The 16,572-nt window shown below is 68.6% G+C and carries 11 protein-coding genes, 1 tRNA gene and 1 pseudogene; 6 read left to right on the top strand and 7 right to left on the bottom strand.

Going from position 1 to position 16,572, the window contains the following annotated elements; translation table 11 throughout:
• Positions 1 to 58: 58 nt before the first annotated feature.
• A complete protein-coding gene (gene pimA / locus ACFE87_RS07600; RefSeq protein ID WP_375459023.1) occupies positions 59 to 1,735 on the bottom strand; it encodes a dicarboxylate--CoA ligase PimA in 1,677 nt (558 codons plus the stop codon).
• 258 nt (positions 1,736 to 1,993) lie between these two features.
• On the opposite strand from pimA, the gene ACFE87_RS07605 reads away from it, so the two are divergent.
• Complete coding sequence (locus ACFE87_RS07605; protein ID WP_375459024.1) at positions 1,994 to 3,196, top strand: acetyl-CoA C-acyltransferase; 1,203 nt, start codon at positions 1,994 to 1,996, stop codon at positions 3,194 to 3,196.
• Positions 3,197 to 3,203: 7 nt separating this feature from the next.
• On the opposite strand, the gene hydA is transcribed toward ACFE87_RS07605, so the two are convergent.
• Both hydA and ACFE87_RS07615 read right to left on the bottom strand, forming a co-directional pair.
• Positions 3,204 to 4,652 carry a dihydropyrimidinase gene (gene hydA / locus ACFE87_RS07610; protein ID WP_375459025.1) on the bottom strand — a complete coding sequence of 483 codons (1,449 nt, stop codon included), beginning with the start codon at positions 4,650 to 4,652 and terminating at the stop codon, positions 3,204 to 3,206.
• Positions 4,649 to 5,022, bottom strand: a pseudogene (locus ACFE87_RS07615) (glyoxalase superfamily protein). The gene hydA and the pseudogene ACFE87_RS07615 overlap by 4 nt, the downstream one beginning before the upstream one ends.
• A 163-nt stretch (positions 5,023 to 5,185) precedes the next feature.
• Here ACFE87_RS07615 and ACFE87_RS07620 point away from each other — a divergent pair.
• The 4 genes from ACFE87_RS07620 (at position 5,186) to ACFE87_RS07635 (ending at position 10,652) form a co-directional block, all read left to right on the top strand.
• Positions 5,186 to 6,085: a fatty acid desaturase gene (locus tag ACFE87_RS07620; RefSeq protein ID WP_375459026.1), complete on the top strand. Its 900-nt coding sequence runs from the start codon at positions 5,186 to 5,188 to the stop codon at positions 6,083 to 6,085.
• Positions 6,082 to 7,098, top strand: a complete 1,017-nt coding sequence (locus tag ACFE87_RS07625) for an alpha/beta fold hydrolase (RefSeq protein WP_375459027.1) — start codon at positions 6,082 to 6,084, stop codon at positions 7,096 to 7,098. Before ACFE87_RS07620 ends, ACFE87_RS07625 begins: the two co-directional genes overlap by 4 nt.
• A gap of 49 nt (positions 7,099 to 7,147) precedes the next feature.
• Positions 7,148 to 9,973, top strand: coding sequence for a phosphoenolpyruvate carboxylase (locus ACFE87_RS07630; protein ID WP_375459028.1), 2,826 nt, complete (start codon positions 7,148 to 7,150; stop codon positions 9,971 to 9,973).
• Between the two features lie 73 nt (positions 9,974 to 10,046).
• Positions 10,047 to 10,652, top strand: coding sequence for a pyridoxamine 5'-phosphate oxidase family protein (locus ACFE87_RS07635; RefSeq protein WP_375459029.1), 606 nt, complete (start codon positions 10,047 to 10,049; stop codon positions 10,650 to 10,652).
• A 193-nt stretch (positions 10,653 to 10,845) separates the two neighbouring features.
• On the opposite strand, the gene ACFE87_RS07640 is transcribed toward ACFE87_RS07635, so the two are convergent.
• Both ACFE87_RS07640 and ACFE87_RS07645 read right to left on the bottom strand, forming a co-directional pair.
• Positions 10,846 to 11,298 carry an acyl-CoA thioesterase gene (locus tag ACFE87_RS07640; RefSeq protein WP_375459030.1) on the bottom strand — a complete coding sequence of 151 codons (453 nt, stop codon included), beginning with the start codon at positions 11,296 to 11,298 and terminating at the stop codon, positions 10,846 to 10,848.
• On the bottom strand, positions 11,295 to 12,443 hold the full coding sequence (locus ACFE87_RS07645) for an iron-containing alcohol dehydrogenase (protein WP_375459031.1): 1,149 nt from the start codon (positions 12,441 to 12,443) through the stop codon (positions 11,295 to 11,297). The genes ACFE87_RS07640 and ACFE87_RS07645 overlap by 4 nt, the downstream gene beginning before the upstream one ends.
• Before the next feature lie 274 nt (positions 12,444 to 12,717).
• Between ACFE87_RS07645 and ACFE87_RS07650 the strand changes: the two genes are divergently transcribed.
• Positions 12,718 to 12,793 (top strand) — tRNA-Lys (locus ACFE87_RS07650).
• Positions 12,794 to 13,573: 780 nt separating this feature from the next.
• Here the strand turns inward: ACFE87_RS07650 and ACFE87_RS07655 are convergent.
• Positions 13,574 to 13,822, bottom strand: a complete 249-nt coding sequence (locus ACFE87_RS07655) for a hypothetical protein (protein WP_375459032.1) — start codon at positions 13,820 to 13,822, stop codon at positions 13,574 to 13,576.
• A gap of 1,516 nt (positions 13,823 to 15,338) precedes the next feature.
• A complete protein-coding gene (locus tag ACFE87_RS07660; protein ID WP_375459033.1) occupies positions 15,339 to 15,869 on the bottom strand; it encodes a DUF805 domain-containing protein in 531 nt (176 codons plus the stop codon).
• Positions 15,870 to 16,572 lie beyond the last annotated feature (703 nt).

The following is a 16,572-nucleotide window of genomic DNA, read 5'->3' on the forward strand; positions in this document are numbered from 1 at the left end:
CTCTCCCCAGCAGGGAGAGGGTCGGGGTGAGGGGGTTGCGCCCTTCCATTGATGCTGTTCACGCCGCGCCCCTCTGCGCCGCAGCCTTCGCCCGCTCCTCCGCGCGCAGTTCCAGCTTCGACAGCTTGCCGACGGCGGTGCGCGGGAGGGCGGCGCGGATGTCGAGGGCCGCCGGCATCTCGTGGCGGCCGATCTTGTCCTTGAGGAATGTCTGCAGCGACTCCAGCGTGAAAGGCTGGTGACCCGACCTGAGCTTGCAGAAGGCCTTGGCGGCCTCGCCCCGGTAGGAATCCGGCACGCCGACGACCAGCACCTCTTCGACGGCAGGATGCTGGTAGATCGCCTGCTCGATCATCTGCGGATAGACGTTGAAGCCGCCCGAAATGATCATGTCCTTCTTGCGGTCCGTGATGAAGAAGAAGCCGTCCTCGTCCATGTAGCCGATGTCACCGGTCAGGAACCAGCCATGGACGAAGGCGGCCGCGGTCTCCTCGGGCCGGTTCCAATAGCCTCGCGTGACGTTCGGGCCGCGGATGCGGATCTCGCCCGTCTCGCCGGGCGGCAGCACGCGCGAGGGATCGTCGAGCGCGCAGATGTCCATCTCGACGCCCGGCAGCGGCAGGCCGATCGTGCCGGATTTGCGCGGCCCCGCCCCGAGCCGGTTCGTGCCGGCCGGCGCCGTCTCGGTCATGCCCCAGCCGCCGATGAGGCGACGGCCGGTCAGCCGCTCGAACCGGTCCGCGACCTCGATCGGAAGCGGCGCCCCGCCGGACCCGGCATAGACGAGCGCGGAGAAGTCGCGGCTCTCGATTCCGGGCGAGGCCGCGAGCGCGATCCACATCGTCGGCACGCCGGGGAAATGCGTGGCGCGGCCCACCTCGATGTCCCGCAAGGTGGTCTCGACGTCGAACCGCATCCGGAGCAGCAGCTTCGCGCCGCGCTTCAGGCCGCGCAGCAGGATCGTGGTGAGCGCGTAGATGTGGAAGAGCGGCAGCACGCAGATCATGCTGTCCCGGCCGGTGCGATCGTTTTGCATCGCCTGGAACCAGATCTCGTACATCGAGACAGCGGCGGTCAGGTTCGCGTGGGTGAGGATCGCGCCCTTCGGGAGCCCGGTCGTTCCGCCCGTATATTGCAGGAGAAGGATGTCCTCCGGCCGCACCTCGGGCCAGGAGGTAGGCGGCGCCGCCCCGGCCATGAAGGCGGAGGCGGCGACGACGCCCGGCCCAACCGGCAACGGCTGCCGCGGCGTGCCGGACGGGCCCCAAGCCTCGTCCTCGCCGACGATCATGAGGTCGAGATGGCCCTGTGCCAGCATCGCGGCGGCGCGGTCGGCCATGCCGGCGACATTGGTCGTGACGACGACGCGCGCCCCGGAATCGGCGAGTTTGTGGACCAGTTCGCGCTCGGCATCGAGCGGCGAGAGATGCACGATGCGCAGCCCCGCCGCGGCCGCGCCGAAGAAGGCGATGGGGTGGTAGGGCGTGTTCGGAAGGTAGAGCCCGAGCGTTTCACCGGGCTTCATCCCGGCCGCGATCAGGGCCGAGGCGAAGCGGAGCGCTTCGCGGCCAAGCTCGTCATAGGAGATGTCGCGGCCGCGAAACTCGATCGCGGGCGCCCCGCCGTAGGTCGCGGCGGCGTCGGCCAGCAAGGTCGGGACGGTCGAGGGCACGATCGGCGCGCCCCAATCGAGGCCGGCCGGATAGGAGCGCTCCCATGCGAACGGACGGGGCATTCGGCCTCTCGTCCCCGCACTGGTCGGGCTCGCCATCTCCATTGCTCCCTCCCTGTCCGCCTGTGGGCGACGGAATGACGCCACTTCGAATCTTTGCCGGCGCCCTGTCAATTCGCATCCCGTCGAGGGCCCGACCCTCCGGCGTCGGGTTGTGCGCGTCGGCAGGGCCAGCCTCGATTGACGCCCCGCGAGCCCCGGGACGATAACGAACGAACGCGGCCGCGGAGCCGCCGGCCGCGGAGGCGGCCAGGAGGAATCATGCGCGAAGCCGTCATTGTCTCGACCGCCCGCACCCCGATCGGCAAGGCCTATCGCGGCGCCTTCAACGACACCCAGGCGCAGGCGCTCGGCGGCCACGCTATCGCGGAGGCCGTGCGCCGGGCCGGGATCGAGCCCGGCGTGGTCGAGGACGTGGTGATGGGCGCGGCTCTTCAGCAGGGATCGAGCGGCGGCAACGTCGCGCGCCAGGCGGGGCTCCGGGCAGGGCTGCCCGACACGGTCGCCGGGATGAGCATGGACCGGCAATGCGCCTCGGGCCTGATGGCGATCGCGACCGCCGCGAAGCAGATCCTGCATGACGGGATGGAGATCGCCGTCGGCGGCGGGCTCGAATCGATCTCGCTCGTCCAGAACGAGCACCAGAACCGCTTTCGCGGCCAGGATCCCTGGCTCGTCGAGCATGTGCCGCAGATCTACATGACCATGTTGGAGACGGCCGAGACCGTCGCCGACCGTTACGGCGTCTCGCGCGAAGCGCAGGATTCTTACGCGCTACAATCGCAGCAGCGCACGGCCGCCGGCCAGGATGCGGGCCGCTACCGCGACGAGATCGCGCCGATCACGACCACGATGGCGGTCGCCGACAAGGCGACCGGCGAGGTCACGATGCGCGAGATCACGATCGACAAGGACGAGGGCAACCGGCCGCAGACCCGGCTCGAGGACCTGGAGAAGCTGCAGCCGGTCTTCAAGAACGGGCTCCGCATCCAGGAGGGCCGCTTCATCACGGCCGGCAACGCCTCGCAGCTCTCGGACGGCGCCTCGGCGGCCGTGCTCATGGAAGCCAAGGAAGCCGAGCGGCGCGGCCTCAGCCCCCTCGGCGCCTATCGCGGCATGGCAGTCGCGGGCTGCGACCCGGACGAGATGGGGATCGGCCCGGTTTTCGCCGTGCCAAAACTCCTGAAGCAGCACGGCCTCACGGTCGACGACATCGACCTCTGGGAGCTGAACGAGGCCTTCGCCGTCCAGGTCCTTTACTGCCGCGACAAGCTCGGGATCTCGAACGAGAAACTCAACGTCGACGGCGGCGCGATCTCGATCGGTCATCCCTACGGCATGTCGGGCGCCCGGATGACCGGCCATCTTTTGATCGAGGGCAAAAGGCGCGGCGCCAAATACGGGATCGTGACGATGTGCGTCGGCGGCGGCATGGGCGCCGCCGGGCTGTTCGAGATCTACTGAGGCCCGCTCAGCCGAGCAGGAGCGCGATCTCAGGCGACGGCGTCCCCAGCGGGCGCGCGGCCTCGCCGGCATCGCGGGCCAGGAAGCGGCCGGAGCCCGGCTCGGCCCGGAGCGCGCCGTCCTCGACCAGGATACGGCCACGGCCGATCACCGTCTCGGGCCAGCCCCGGACACTGCGGCCGGCATAGGGCGTGTAGCCGGACAGGTCGTGGGTGAACCCGTCCTCGATCAACACCTCGCGGTCCGGATCCCAGATCGCGATATCGGCGTCGCCGCCGACCGCGATCGAGCCCTTGCCTGGCAGGTTGTAGATCCGGGCCGGGTTCGTGGCCGTGAGCTCGACGAATTTCCGCAGCCCGAGCCGGCCCTTCGACACCATCGCGTCGAACAGGAGCGGCAACCGCAGCTCGACGCCCGGCATGCCGTTCGCGATGCCCTTGAAGGTCGGGTTGGCGCCCGAGGAGAACTTGCCGGTCGCGTCCAAACGGTATGGCGCGTGGTCGGACGAGACGACCTGGAGGTCGCCGAGTTCGAGCGCGCGCCAGATCGCCTCCTGGTCGGAGGCCTCGCGCTGCGGCGGGCTGCACATCCATTTCGCGCCCTCGAGGCCCGGCTTGTCGAGGTCGGACGCCGTCATGAAGAGGTATTGCGGGCAGGTCTCGGCGAAGACCTTGATCCCCTCGCCGCGCGCCCGGCGGATCGCGGCCGCACCCTCCTTGGTCGAGACGTGGAAGACCATGACGGGCTGATCGAGCATCCGGGCCGCGGCGGCGAGCCGGTCGAAGGCCTCGGCCTCCGAGGCCCGGGGATGTGACATGGCGTGATAGCGCGGCGCCGTGAAGCCCTTCTCGAGCAAGCGCTTCCCCATCCAGCTGATCATGCCGTGGTTCTCGGCATGGACGCAGACGAAGGCCCGGTTCTGGCGCGCGGCCCAGAGGACGTCGAGCAGCTTCTCGTCGTCGACCCTGAGCCGGTCGTAGGTCATGAAGATCTTCACCGTCGCATGCCCGGTCCCGACGAGTTCCGGCAGGTCGATCGTCAGCGTCTCCTCGGTCGGGTCGGCCAGGATCATGTGGAAGGCGTAGTCGACCACGGCGCCGCGCTCGGCCAGCGCGTGATAATCCGCCACGACCGTCTTGAGCCGCATCCCGACATGCTGGGCCGCGAAGGAGATGATCGTCGTCGTGCCGCCGAAGGCCGCGGCTGTCGTCGCGCTCTCGAAGGTGTCGGCGTTGAGGAGGCCGTTCGCCGAGAGCTGCTCGACATGGCAATGCGGGTCGACCCCGCCCGGCAGCACGAGCTTGCCGCCGGCATCGATCTCGCGCCGGCCCGGGCCCAGATCTCGGCCGATGGCGACGACCTCCTCGCCCCGGATCGCGACATCGGCTTCCATCACGTCCGACGCGGTCGCGACCGTGCCGCCCCGGATCACGAGGTCGTAGGCGGGGTCGGTCATGGGCTCGTCCGTTCGCTGAAGGTGATACGGTTTCCGAAAGGGTCGGACATGCGAAGCTCGCGCGTCTCCCAGGGCGTCGCTTCGATTCCGGGCCGGCCATAGCCGTAGCGCTTGTGGTCAGCTCTCGATGCAGATCGTCGAGCCCGACCGTCTCCACCCGGATGTTCGCGCCGGGCGAACCGTCGCCGTGATGTTCGGACAGGTGGAGGACGAGGCCGGCCCGCGCGATGCCCATGTAGAGGGGCAGGTCCGGCGCGAAGCGGTGTTCGAAGGCAACCTCGAAACCGAGCCAGCCGAGGTAGAATTCGCGCGCCTTCTCCTCCGAGAAGATGCGCAGAACCGGGATTGTGCGGCCGAAGCTCGGAGACATGAGGCGGCACAAAAGCCCGTCTCGGGCCCCTTTTCAAGCGCGCGGGACGCGTATCTCTCCGACGGGGGATGCCGTCGCGGCGATACCGATCCCGATCGTCCCGGCGGGCCGGAGCGGCACGGATCATGCAGCGGAGACGGCGTCACGCGGAGAACGGGCCGGCATGTCGGCGGCGGTTGAGAAGATCCTGACGGGCGCGGAATTGCGCAGCCTGTCCGTCCGGTCGGACTGGCGCGGGGCGGCGCGGCTCCTCGTCCATGTCCTCCTGCTCGCCGGAAGCGGCTGGCTCGTGTGGCGGGCAGGCCCCTGGACGCTGCTGCCCGCGATGCTGCTCCTCGGGATCGTGCAGGCGGCGCTCTTCGCGCCGATCCACGAGACGATGAACATGACGGCCTTCCTGTCGCGTCGCGCCAACACGGTCGTCGGGTGGCTGGCGGCCTGCCCGTCGCTGCTGAACTGGCATTTCTACATGGCGTTCCACCTCGCCCATCACCGCCACACCCAGGATCCCGAACGCGACCCCGAACTTCTCCTGCCGGCGCCCTCGACGCTCGACGGCTATCTCTGGCGGGTGATGGCCCTGCCCTATTGGCGCACGCGGCTCACCGTTCTTTGGGACGGGATCCGGGGCGACCTCTCGGCCTATCCCTATATCGTGCCGCGCGCCGCACCCCGGATCATCCGCTCGCTCCGGGGGATGGCGCTGTTCGTCCTCGCCTGCGCAGCCCTGTCGATGGCCCTCGTCGGCTGGTGGGCGCCGCTCGTCTTCTGGATCGGGCCGCAGCTGCTCGGCCAGCCCTTCCTGCGCCTCTATCTCCTCACCGAGCACACGCTCTGCACGATGGACGATAACGGCCTGACCAACACCCGCACGACCTTGACCAATGGCTTGATGCGGCTCGTGATGTGGAACATGCCCTTCCACACCGAACACCACCTCTACCCGTCGATCCCGTTCCACCGCCTGCCGGAGGCCCACCAGGCCATGCGCGAGCGGCTCGGCGTTCTCCAGGACGGCTATGCCCGCTGGCATATCGGCTTCGTGCGCTCGCTCCGCACGTGACCGGCTGGCCGACCGAGACAGGGCTCTTCGCGCTCGGCGACCTGACGCTGCAATCGGGCGCGGCCCTGCCCGGCGCCGTGCTGAGCTGGAAGACGCACGGCGCGCTCTCGCCCGCGCGCGACAACGTCGTCCTCTACCCGACGAGCTATTCGGCCCAGCATCCCGACCTCGAATGGCTGATCGGCCCCCAAGGCGTGCTCGACCCGGGCCGCTGGTTCATCGTCATCCCGGACATGTTCGGGAACGGCCTCTCCTCGAGCCCCTCAAACAACCCGGACTGGCCGGGCCTCGTCACGGCCTGGGACAATGTCCACGCTCAGCGCCGCCTGCTGTCGGAGCAATGGGGGATCGACCGGCTGCATGCCGTCTACGGCTGGTCGATGGGTGCCCAGCAGGCCTATCACTGGGCCGCCCTGTTTCCCGGGATGGTGGAGCGGGCGGTTGTGAATTGCGGCAGCGCCCGCACGGCGACGCATAACCGGGTCTTCCTGAAGGGTCTGATGGCGCTACTCGAGGCGGCGCCGGAGCATCTGGGCGGCGGCCGGTTCGGCGCGGAGCCGAAAGCGGCGATGCGGGCCTTTGGCCGCATCTATGCCGGTTGGGGCCTCAGCCAGGATTTCTATCGCGCCGACCTGCACCGCACCGCGCTCGGCGCCCCGGATCTAGACACCTTCCTCCGTACCGATTGGGAGGAGCGTTTTGGCCGCCGTCGCGCCGCTGACCTCTACGCGCAGCTCCAGACCTGGGAGGCCGGCGACATCAGCCGCGACGCGCGCTACGGCGGCGATCTCTCGCGAGCTCTCGCTGCGATCCAAGCCCGCATGCTGCTCATGCCGGGCGAGACCGACCTCTACTTCCGCGTGGCCGACAACGCGGCCGAACTGCCGCATCTTGGCCGGGCCGAGCTGCGGCCGATCCCGAGCATCTGGGGTCACCGGGCCGGCAACCCGTCCACGAACCCGACAGACGCCGCCTTCCTGAAGGATGAAGTGAGGGCCTGGCTCGACGCATAGCGACGCCGACTCTCGCGGTGTGAGCCCCGGAGCGGCTGGAGACGAAGCCATGGACGCTCTCCCGGACGAGGATCAGAGGCGCGAGCGGGCGGCGGACCTGGCGGACGAACTCGCGGGTGAGATCGACCGGGCGCGCGAGGATGCCCGGGAGGACCCCTTCGGCAACCCGGTCCTCCGCGTCGCGCTCTGGCTGACCCGCCATTTCGACCGGGGTGAGATCGGTGAGGAGGATGCGCTCGCCCTCGTCCAGCATCTCGGCCGCGGCGCCGTGCTGGACCGGGCGGAGCGGCTCCGCGCCTATGTCGGGCTTGACGCGGCCGGCCCGGAGCCGCTGCAGGCGCTGGCGAGGGGCAACGCCGAGGCGGCCGACACCTTCGCCCGCTACAAGGACGAGACCGAGCGCTTCCGCTTCGCGGCCGTCTTCACCGCCCATCCGACCTTCGGGATGACGCGCGACCTCGCCGGCCGGATCGCCCGGATGGCCTCGCAGGAGGAGCCGGGCCGGGAAGAAATCCTCGGCCAAGACGAACTCACCTTCCGGCCCGATCCCGGCATCACGCTCCAGGACGAATTCGCCCAGGCCCGCTTCGCGGTGCTGCATGCCCGGGACGCGATCGACGGGCTGAACGGCGCGCTGCTGGACGCCGCCCGCCGGCTCTGGCCGGATCGCTGGACCGAGCTCGCGCCTCGGCCGGTGACGCTCGGCTCCTGGGTCGGCTGCGACACCGACGGCCGAACGGATATCGGCTGGTGGGACACGCTGCGCTACCGGCTGGAATCGAAGCGCGGCCAGTTCACCCGCATCCTGCAGAAGCTGCCGGACCGGCCGGCCATCGCCGACCTCCGGACGATGGTCGCGGACGCCCTCGCCGCGGTCGAGCGACAGCTCGCGCTCGCCCCTGCCCTCGCCTCGGAGCCGTCGCTCGAGGCCCTGCGGGATTTCGCCCTCGCCCTCGTCGGCGAGCGCGAGACGGCACTCCCGGATTCCGCCGGGCTGATCGCGGCGCTGGACCGCGCGCTCTGCGCGACCGGCGACGACGATCTCCGGATGACCCTCTGCCTCGTCCGGGCCGGCTGCGTGGCGCATGGCGTCTCGATCGCGCTGCCGCATTTCCGGCTGAACGCGTCGCAGCTGCACAACGCGATGCGTCGCACGATCGCGCTCGACGGCGAGCCGACCGAGCCGGCGCAGCGACGCGCCTATCTCGGCGCCGTGAACGGCGCCCTCGACAAGGTCGCCGCGCTGCCGGTCGATTTCGGGTCGCTCGCGGCCGAGCGCGCCTCGGCGTCCCGGATGATGATGACGGTCGCCCAGATCGTGAAGCATCTCGATTCCTCGCGCCCCGTCCGCTTCCTCGTGGCGGAGACCGAGACCGGCTACACCCTGCTCTCGGCCCTCTGGCTCGCCTGCCGCTTCGGGGTCGCCGACCATGTCGAGATCTCGCCGCTCTTCGAGACCGCCGAGGCGCTCGAACAGGGGCCCCGCATCATCGACGAGGCGCTCCGGAGCCGGCATTTCTGCGCCTATCTCCGACGCCACGGCCGCTTCTGCATCCAGTTCGGCTATTCCGATTCCGGCCGCTATGTCGGCCAGATCACGGCGAGCTACTGGATCGAGCGGCTGCGGCTGCGCCTCTCCGAACTCCTCACCCGCTACGGGCTCCAGGATGTCGAGCTCGTCCTCTTCGACACGCATGGCGAATCCGCCGGGCGCGGAGCCCATCCGGCGAGCCTCGCCGACCGCCTCGCCTATCTGGCCCCACCCTGGACGCGGCGCCTCTTCGACCGGGCCGGCATCCGGGTCGTGCGGGAATCGAGCTTTCAGGGCAGCGACGGCTATCTCCTTTTCGGCACGCCGGAGCTGGCGGGCGCCACCATCGCCCGCATCGCCGAGGACGCCTTCCGGGCGCCGGAGGCGGACGAGGCCGACCCGATCTACGCCGAGCCGGACTTCGCGACCGAATTCTTCCAGACCGCGCGCCAGGAGATGACGGCGCTCGTCGACGACCCGGGCTATGCCGCGCTGATCGGCACCTTCGGGCCCTCGCTCCTCGACAAGACCGGCTCGCGTCCCTCCGCCCGACAGGCCGAGGGCTCGGGACCGGCGACGATCCGTCATCCGCGCGAGCTCCGGGCGATCCCGAACAACGCGATCCTCCACCAGCTTGGATGGCTCGCCAACAGCCTGCACGGGCTCGGCCACGCGGCCTCGCGCGCGCCCGATCTGTTCGGCGCCATGCGCGAGCGCTCCGACCGGTTCGACCGCGCCTATCGCCTGGCAGAGCACGCCATGCGGTCGAGCGACCTCGACGTGATGCGGGCCTATGTCGATTCCCTCGATCCCGGCAGCTGGTTCGACCGGGCGCGCCGCACTGGCCGGGAGGGCCGCCGCGAGGAGCTGCTCGGCGTCGCGGCCGCGCTCCGCCGGCTCGACCTGTCGCCCGCCTTGCGCCGGCTCTTCGGCACGCTCACGGCCGACTGGCTGAAGCTGAAGGCCGCCGCGGGCGAGACGCCCGGCATGTCGGTGCGGCTCACCGCCCTGCACGCCCTCCGGCTCGCCGTCATCCACCGGCTCTGGCTGTCCTCGGCGCACGTCCCGGATTTCCGGCCGCAGGACGGCGTCACGCGCGCGCTCTTGGCGGAGCGGATCCTGCGGCTCGACATTCCGGGCGCGCTCGCTTTCCTCGCCGGGGTCTTTCCGCTCCAGCCCGACCCGACGCTCGGACTCGATTTCGGCGAGGCACCCGGCCCACGGGAAGGCGGCGGCACCTACGAGGCCCTGCACCGCGATCTGCTGGATCCGATGCGGCGCAGCTTCGACCTCGTCCGCGAGATCTCGGGCGCCATCCAGCACGAGATCGGCGCCTTCGGATAGCGCCCGGCCTTCCTCTTGCATGAGGCCTGGACCCACGCCCGTCCAAAGCCGGGACCGCCAGCCAGGAGCCCCGATGACCGTCCAGGCCCGCGAGACGCTGCGCTCGCGCTTCGGCCCGATGCTGCCCTTGGCTGAACGCAAGGTGCTGCCGCGGCTCGACGGGCATGCCCGCGCCTTCATCGCGCTCTCGCCCTTCCTGGTCCTCGCCTCATCCGACCCGGAAGGCGGCGTCGATGCGAGCCCGCGCGGCGATCCGCCCGGCTTCGTCCAGGTGCTGGACGACCGGACGCTGCTCCTGCCCGACCGGCACGGCAACAACCGGCTCGACACCTTCTGCAACCTCCTCGGCGGGCCGCAGGTCGGGCTGATCTTCTTCGTGCCCGGCATCGGCGAGACGCTCCGGGTCAACGGCACGGCGGAGGCGACCTTCGATCCCGACCTCCTCGCGGCCTGCGCCGTGAACGGGCGGCCGCCGATCGCCGGCCTCGTCGTCACCGTGCGGGAGGCCTTCTTTCACTGCGCGAAATCGGCGATCCGCTCAAAACTCTGGGACCCATCCCGCCACCTCGACCGCAGCGCCTTCCCGAGCTTCGGCCGCATCATCGCCGACCAGACAGAGAGCGACGCCGACGAGATCGACAGCCGCACCGAGGACGGCTACCGCACCAAGCTGTATTGAGGCCCGAGGAGACACCGCGAGTCGCCCTGCTGCGGAGAAGATGGTTGGAATCCGGCGGGGCCGCGCCTGATCCCTCCCCGGAGGGGAGGGCCGAGTCGAAGCGGAGCTTCGAACCGGGGTGGGGACAACCCGGCCGGGTGACCCCACCCGGCTCGCGCTGACGCGCGAGTCCGCCCTCCCCTCCAGGGAGGGATCAGCCCGGTGGCGGCCCGACCACCAGCGGCAGCAGCGCCGCCTTCAACGCCTCCGGCAACCGCACGGGCCGGTTCGTCGCGCGATCGACATAGACATGGACGAAATGGCCCTGGGCGGAGGCGGTGTCGTCGTCGTTCCGGAACAGGCCGATCTCGTAGCGTACGCTCGTCGTCCCGAGCCGGGCGACCCGGAGCCCGGCAGCGACCCTGTCCGGAAAGGCGACCGAGCTGAAATACCGGCATTGCGTCTCCGCCACGAGACCGACGATTGGGCTCCGCAGCGGGTCGAGGCATCCGGCCTCGATCAGGTGCTGGTTCACGACCGTATCGAAATACGAGTAATAGACGACGTTGTTCACGTGGCCGAAGACGTCGTTGTCGGCCCAGCGCGTGGTGATGGACCGGAAAAGCGGGAAGGCTGCCCGGGTCTCCGGCCCCGGACGCCCGCTCACAACGCCGCCTCGTAGATCGCCAGCGCATCCTCGTAGGCGAGGTCGCGCGGGTTGTTGATGAGGAGCCGCGTCTGCTTCATCGCGTCCTCGGCGAGCTTCGGCAGGTGGTCGCGGCCGATCCCGGCCGACCGGAGGCTCGTGTCCAGGCCGAGCTCCGGCGCAAGCCCGGCCAGCGCGGCGACGAGCTGCGCGGTCTTCTCGGCCGCGTCGCCGCAGGCGCCCGGCACGATGATCCCGGCCAGCTCCGCGTAGAGCGCCTCCGTCGCGGGCGCATTGAACCGCACCACATGCGGCAGCACCATCGCGTTCGAGAGCCCGTGCGGGACGTGGAACAGGCCGCCGATCGGGTAGGCGAGCGCGTGCACCGCGGCGACCGGCGCATTCGCGAAAGCCATTCCGGCCAGCATCGAGCCGAGCAGCATCTGTTCGCGCGCTTCGCGGTTCGTGCCGTCACGGCACACGGTCCGGATGTTGTCCGACAGGAGCCGCAACGCCTCGCGGGCGAGCGCGTCCGAGAGCGGGTTCTTCAGCCGCTTCGAGGTATAGGCCTCGATCGCATGCACCATGGCGTCGATCCCGGTCGCGGCCGTGACATGGGCCGGCAGCCCGAGCGTCAAGTCGGCGTCGAGGACGGCCCAATCCGGCAGGAGCGGAGGCGAGACGACGCCCTTCTTCTCGCCCCCGCCGGTCGTCACGATGCAGATCGGCGTGACCTCGGAGCCGGTCCCGGCGGTCGTCGGCACCAGGACGAGGGGCAGCCGCGGCCCCTTCGCCAGCCCGATCCCATAGATGCTCTCGAGCTGCTCGGTCCCGGCCGCGAGCAGCGCCGCGAGCTTCGCGACGTCGAGCGACGAGCCTCCGCCGATCCCGAGGATCCCGTCGGCGCCCATCGCCTCCGCAGCCGCGGCAGCGGCCGTGACCACGTGATCGGGCGGGTCGGCGACGACGGCGGCGAAGATCTCGAACGCCACGCCGCTACGCTCCAGGCTCTCCAGGGCCGAGGCGAGAAGGCCGGCCGCGACGATCCCCGCATCCGTGACGATCAGGACCGAGCGGCAGCCGAGCCGCGCGAAGATCCCGCCGAGCTTGGCCGACGCTCCCGCCTCCACCAGGATGGACGGCGTCGTCTGGAAGGTGAAACCCAAGCCGTCGCTCCTCTCCGGCCGGTGGCCGCCCAAATGCTCGCTCCGGCGTCCCCGGACGGGGGCGCAACATTCCTCACGCCCGAAGCGAGATCAACACCGCCCGCCGCATCGGCCCACGATCATGGGCGAAGCTTTCGCACGCCGCCCTGGTTACGGATGGCATTCGCGCGCCGAGCGGCTTTCGGGCGGCGCATCCTTGCGGCGCGCGGTGGACAGGGCGGGGGCACTTTGCTAGAGACCGCGCCTCCTGAGGCGCCCGGCGTCGACGGGCGATGGGCGCATAGCTCAGTTGGTAGAGCAGCTGACTCTTAATCAGCGGGTCCTAGGTTCGAGCCCTAGTGCGCCCACCATCGCCTTCAAGGACTTAGCTGGATTTCGGCGGAACAGTCCGGGATCACGCAGATTTGCGGACTCGTTGCTGACCTCGCGGGGCGGTTTTCGAGACGAGGTGGAGTTTCACCCGACCCGCGTCGGCAATGAAAATGCCCTTGCCGTCGGCTGCAGAGATTCAGGGCTGGCGCGGGGGGACCCGACCGGGGGTTTGAACTCCCAACCGGTATGGGGGTCGAGCGCTCAATTCTTCGGGCTCCGACCGAGGGGCGTGGAGGCAAGTTCACGCCTCTCCTGTCTATATCCCTCTCCGGCAACAGTTCCGAAGCGCATGCGGCTGAGATCAGCCGGCTAATCCATGTGGCTGGGCTGGACATTCAGTGGACTGTCGCCGCGGACCGGAAGGGCTCGTGATGCCCCCGGCGCCGCCCGAGGCGATCGGGCGGGCGGTGGGACGGTGACGGAGTGGCCGAAGGGCATCGGGCCAAGCCCAGCCGGGGAGGGAGACCAGTGATTGATGAAGCACCCGTCCCCATTCCTGCCATTGGGCGGCGCGGCGCCAACCTGCACATCCGAGCCGACGATCGACTCACTCTCGACGCGCATCTCGACATCTTGCCCCTGCGTCTCGCGGGCTTCGGCATCCTGATTGCCTGAGCATCCGGTGGCGCATGCATGCCACCTTCATCGATCGGCTCGCGGTGATCCTGCTCGTGGCCTTCGGGACGAGGTTGCTGCTTCGGTGAGCGGCACACTGCGCTGAACTGACTGCATCGGCCGGGAGCGTTGGGTCCCGCTAGTCAGGGCTTAGCCACGAGCCGAGTAACCCAACTCCACATGTCGTGCGTCTGATAGCCCGCCGCGAAGAGAACGCAGAACACGAGCGCCACTCCGTAGCCCATCGTCGACAGTGCGAACTGGATTGGTTGATCGTTGATGTCGTGGTCATGGTACTCGCCGGTCATTTGACCGGCTCGAAGTCCGTTGATCAGAAGGACAGCGCAGACCACGCCCACCCCGGCCATCATCAATCGTTCACTGGGCGACATGATTACACCTCTGCCCGATGTGATGCCTGTCCGGTAAGCACACAGAAGAAGCGCCAGAACTGGTCCCAGGTGAGCCCCAGCCCTCGCCACACAAGAACGAACCCGAGCAGCGACAGGACGCCGAACGCAACCGTGAACTGGGCAGGCTGCTCATCCCGGTACCAGCTACCGTACGGCCCGGGGCTCATTTTGATCCTTCCAGTGTTGAAGGACCATCCGAGCCAACCGATCCAGATGACAGCCAGGACTGCCGCCTGCGCTTGCTCGCTCCCCATCGCCGCGTCCTCGCTTGCGGGCGCCACCTTCGCAAGGGGGTGTGAATCAACCGTTGAACCCTGGCCTCGGCACGTTTCGTCCGGCCGCCCACACCCGGCAAGGTGGCGGGGGTTTCCGCGCGTCGTCTATTCCTTGGGAATCGGCTTTGGCCGAGCGGCGGACGTCGGCTGCGTTCCTCGCTTCCGTCGCATCGCGAAGCTTACCAGGATGGCACCCGTGATGAGCACGGCCACGGCCACAGGCCATGGGAACTGGTCGGCCGCCCCGAGAAAGATCGCCCCAGCCGCCACAATCGACACGAAGGCTGTGAGGACGAGTACGGCCCAGGTCATTCGATGCGCTTCGCACGCAAGGCCCACACCCGGCAAGGCAGCAGGGGTTTCGGTGCGTCCGTTACGCTGCCGATCGACTCGCCCGATGCTCCGGTCCTCGACGGGACGTGACGTCGGCTGCCTCGCCGAGCTTCGTCTGAGACAAGCCGAGCATGGTCCGGCGGGCGCCGATTGCCTGTCCGATGTCCACGTCGACCTGATCAGGCCATTTCGTGTTCACGCCTTCTCCTGCGTCTTGATCACGTGACGCGCGGAAGCCCGACTGACGGGTTGAAGAGAACAAGGCGATGGGCCCGGCGACTACCCGTCGGTTCGAGAGTGGTTCTGATTGCCCGACGACGGTAGCCGAGCCGTGGACACGATCGCGAGTTGGGCGTCAGGCCCGTCCGCCTAGGCTAATCTTGGGCCGCGACGCCGCGCGGTTGCCGAGATCCGAGCCGAACGTGCGGAACGCAGACCGGCACTGGACCGCCATGACTTGGCGGATCATCCCAGCCATATGAGCGAGCCGCGTCTCGCTGCACTGCTCGGCGATTGCGAGCCCAACCTCCCGAAGGTGCGCTCGCCCGTAGCAGAACACTGCCAGCCTGATCCGAGCGTCCTCAGCCATCTTAGCCACAAGGGACAGCACACCTTGAGGATCGGCTCGATGAAGCCCCCCAGCTTCTCCAGAGGCACCGGGCAGACGGTGTCCCATTCAGCTCCGCCGGACTCGTTCGCCATCGTGATCTGTCCCGCGTCGAAGGCCGAGAGATGAGCCCGCCAGCGGCAAGGGACCGTTGACCACGACAACGCGTCCGGATCACCGCGCGAGCGCAGCCGCGCGTTTCGGACAGGCGGGCCGCCGCGCCCCCAAAAACCAAGCGCGTACAAAACCGCGCAAGGTGGCGGGCTCCCGGCGTGCGAGTTCAGCGTCGGCCGAACGAGGCCCTGATTGGCGCACCGGCGCCTCCCTGCATCGATAGGGCTTCCACGCGGGTCGGGCGGGGCGGAGCTGTGGTCATTGGTGTGACGTCGTCCTCCGTGCTGGGCCAGAACAGAAGGCAAGCCAACATGACCAGGTTGAGCATCAAGCCGAACGCCGTCTGAGAGTCATGGGCCGTGGCAAACCTGGGCACGTAGACAGCTACGCAGATATCGAGAACCGCGATCGATCCCCAGCCAACGATGACGACGAATGGATCCCAGCCAATGTCCCGGAACCGCTTTGCCATCAGCGTCAGCGTGAACCAACCGTAAATCGGCATTGTGACGACGAGGATGGTCGCTAGCAGCCTGGGTGGGATCTCACCCCCGGAATGTCGCACACCGAAGCTGAGGGCCAGCCCGATGATCATTGCGAAGATTACGAACGTCAGTAACGCGGCCAATGCGAGAGTAAGGAGGAAATAGCTAAGCCGCCCGATCCGGCCTCCAAACCCGAGAAACGTACTCAGCATGACGCGCTATTCCCATCAACGAAGGCTGGATAGCAAACAAGTGTTGAACGATTGTGAAGCCACGATGCTGCAGGACTGATGTTTTCCCACCTGAAAAGCTCATGATAAACAATCTCTGTGGCGAGAACGGCCGCTGCCCGCGCGCGGCCGCCATCACATCTGTCCGTCACGGCGTCGGGTGACGGACAAGCAGCTTTTCCATGCTACGCGCTGTGCCGACCTTCTGCCACGACTGTGGTCGATCGTCCTTGTTGTATCAATAGCTTCAAGTCAGCGCTGATCATTGCGAAAAAAAGTCAGGGACCCTAGAGTGGTCCTCGCTGTCACCGCGTCGGACTTGGTCTCGCGCGAGACGGTCTTGGTGTCTACTCCGCTCGACGCAATCCATGCCTCGTCCGAAGCCGGCCGGAAGCCGTCTCTCCCTCGCGGAGAGCGATGCGGAGCAAGATGCCACCTGCCTACCATCACCTCACGCGCCTTCCACTGCCTCGCACGTTAGCATCAGTCGCCGCGATGCGCGCGTATCACCCTCACGCGAACACGAAAGGCCAGCAGCGCGATCATACCTCGGCAAGCAAGCTTTCGCTCTCAGCTCCAACTTCTCGGCCGATCGCTGATCGATCCCCACGAGTCAACTGTCAGCCTGATCGACCGCCCTGACCAGCTGGTCGATCTCGCGTGATCGCGGCCATATCCTAGGCGC

This window comes from uncultured Enterovirga sp. (assembly GCF_964242715.1).
Taxonomy (GTDB): domain Bacteria; phylum Pseudomonadota; class Alphaproteobacteria; order Rhizobiales; family Beijerinckiaceae; genus Enterovirga.

Bases quoted from the DNA above. Each gene is read 5' to 3' on its own strand.
- ACFE87_RS07605 (WP_375459024.1), top strand. From the start codon at position 1,994: ATGCGCGAAGCCGTCATTGTCTCGACCGCCCGCACCCCGATCGGCAAG.
- ACFE87_RS07660 (WP_375459033.1), bottom strand. From the start codon at position 15,869: ATGCTGAGTACGTTTCTCGGGTTTGGAGGCCGGATCGGGCGGCTTAGC.
- ACFE87_RS07655 (WP_375459032.1), bottom strand. From the start codon at position 13,822: ATGTCGCCCAGTGAACGATTGATGATGGCCGGGGTGGGCGTGGTCTGC.
- pimA (WP_375459023.1), bottom strand. From the start codon at position 1,735: ATGCCCCGTCCGTTCGCATGGGAGCGCTCCTATCCGGCCGGCCTCGAT.
- ACFE87_RS07635 (WP_375459029.1), top strand. From the start codon at position 10,047: ATGACCGTCCAGGCCCGCGAGACGCTGCGCTCGCGCTTCGGCCCGATG.
- ACFE87_RS07630 (WP_375459028.1), top strand. From the start codon at position 7,148: ATGGACGCTCTCCCGGACGAGGATCAGAGGCGCGAGCGGGCGGCGGAC.
- ACFE87_RS07620 (WP_375459026.1), top strand. From the start codon at position 5,186: ATGTCGGCGGCGGTTGAGAAGATCCTGACGGGCGCGGAATTGCGCAGC.
- hydA (WP_375459025.1), bottom strand. From the start codon at position 4,652: ATGACCGACCCCGCCTACGACCTCGTGATCCGGGGCGGCACGGTCGCG.